This window comes from Frankia umida (assembly GCF_023242945.1).
GTDB classification, from domain to species: domain Bacteria; phylum Actinomycetota; class Actinomycetes; order Frankiales; family Frankiaceae; genus Frankia; species Frankia umida.
On sequence record NZ_JALKFT010000095.1, the window covers coordinates 1 to 1237 of the forward strand.

Sequence of the window (1237 nt, forward strand, 5' to 3'; positions counted from 1 at the left end):
GTCACCAACGAAAAACCCACATCCCCCAGACCCAGCTCAGGCCGCCCCGACACAAACGCCGACAACCGACCCGCCTGACCCGCCAGACCCGCCGCATCCCGCCCCGACACCACCCACGGAAACACCGCCGGCACGACAACCGGAGAAGCCGGCGAAGAACCAACCGAACCGGCCGGTGAGTCCGACCCGGTGCCCTCGCGCACCGGCCGCGACCGCTCCTGTTCGTGGGAGGCCGGGGCCGCGGGCGCCGCCTCCAGGATCACGTGGGCGTTGGTGCCGCTGATGCCGAACGAGGACACCCCGGACCGTCGTGGATCCTGCGTGCGCGGCCACGGCGTCGCCTCCGTCACCAGCCGGACCGCCCCCGACGACCAGTCGACCACCGGCGAGGGCTCGTCGGCATGCAGGGTCTTCGGCACCACCCCGTGCCGCATCGCCATCACCATCTTGATCACACCGCCGACACCCGCCGCCGCCTGCGTGTGCCCGATGTTCGACTTCAGCGATCCCACCCACAGCGGCCGATCCGCGTCCCGGTCACGTCCGTAGGTGGCCAACAGCGCCTGTGCCTCGATCGGATCGCCGAGCGCGGTGCCGGTGCCATGGCCGTCGACGGCGTCGATCTGTTCGGCGGCCAGGCCCGCGTCGCGCAGTGCCGCGTCGATCACCCGTTGCTGCGACGGGCCGTTCGGCGCGGTCAGCCCGTTGCTCGCCCCATCGGAGTTGACCGCCGACCCACGCACCACCGCCCACACCGGATGCCCGTGGCGGCGCGCGTCCGACATCCGCTCCACCAGCAGGACGCCGGCGCCCTCGGCCATGCCGAATCCGTCGGCGCCGGCGCCGAAGGCCTTGCACCGCCCGTCGGCGGCGAGCCCGCGCTGCCGGCTGAACTCGACGAAACCGCCAGGAGTCGACATCACCATGACGCCGCCGACCAGGGCCAGCGAGCACTCCCCTGACCGCAGCGACCGGACCGCCAGATGCAACGCCACCAACGACGACGAACACGCCGTGTCCACTGTCAGCGCCGGCCCCTCCAGACCGAAGGTGTAGGCGAGGCGACCGGAGACGACGCTGGCCGCGTTGCCGGTGGCCACATAGCCCTCGCCGGTCTTCGGGGCGGCGGCCAGCAGCGACACGTAGTCCTGGCTGTTGGTGCCGACGAACACCCCGGTCTGGCTGCCCCGCAACGTCCCCGGATCGATCCCGGCCCGCTCGAAGGCCTCCCACGACG

General features: G+C 72.2%; 1 protein-coding gene. It reads right to left on the reverse strand.

Annotation, left to right across the window (positions count from 1 at the left end):
- A partial coding sequence (locus tag MXD59_RS25920) for a beta-ketoacyl synthase N-terminal-like domain-containing protein (protein WP_248827187.1) occupies nucleotides 1-1237 on the reverse strand: 1237 nt, incomplete at both ends.